Genomic DNA, 442 nt, shown 5'->3' with positions numbered 1-442 from the left:
CTCCACGACTTCGACCACCGAGGTGACATCGTCATCGGTCAAGGAGGTCGAGGCGACCGTGAACTGGAACTGGAACAGCGCGACCTGCCCGTCCGTGGACACCAGCACGCCGGGAACCGGCGCCCCGTCCACCAGCAGCGGCTGGTAGGGCGGTGCTTGCTCCTGGTTCGGCCCGCCGGGCGGTGTGCCCGGTGCACTCTCCGGGGGAGTGCCAGGCGCGCCCTCCTCGGGGGCACCACCCAGTGCGGCGTCGAGGGGGTTGACGACCTTCTCGAGGTCATAGACGTCGCTGACGGTGCCGCTGATCACAGCGAGCCGCTCGCCGGTGTCGAGGCGCTCACCGTCCGCGGCGGTGAAGACGACGCTGGCCTGCCCCCCCGAGGCCTCGGGGAGCTCAGCGGCTACGCGGTCGAGCACGGTCTGTGCCTCGGTGCCCTCGATC

Annotated in this window: 1 protein-coding gene; it reads right to left on the bottom strand. The window is 71.0% G+C overall.

Going from position 1 to position 442, the window contains the following annotated elements:
* Window positions 1-442: hypothetical protein (locus ACU8YE_RS25360; protein WP_446930344.1), on the bottom strand; the 442-nt coding region annotated here is incomplete at both ends.

This window comes from Ralstonia sp. VS2407 (genome assembly GCF_052950655.1).
This window is presented reverse-complemented; position numbering and strand designations above follow the sequence as displayed.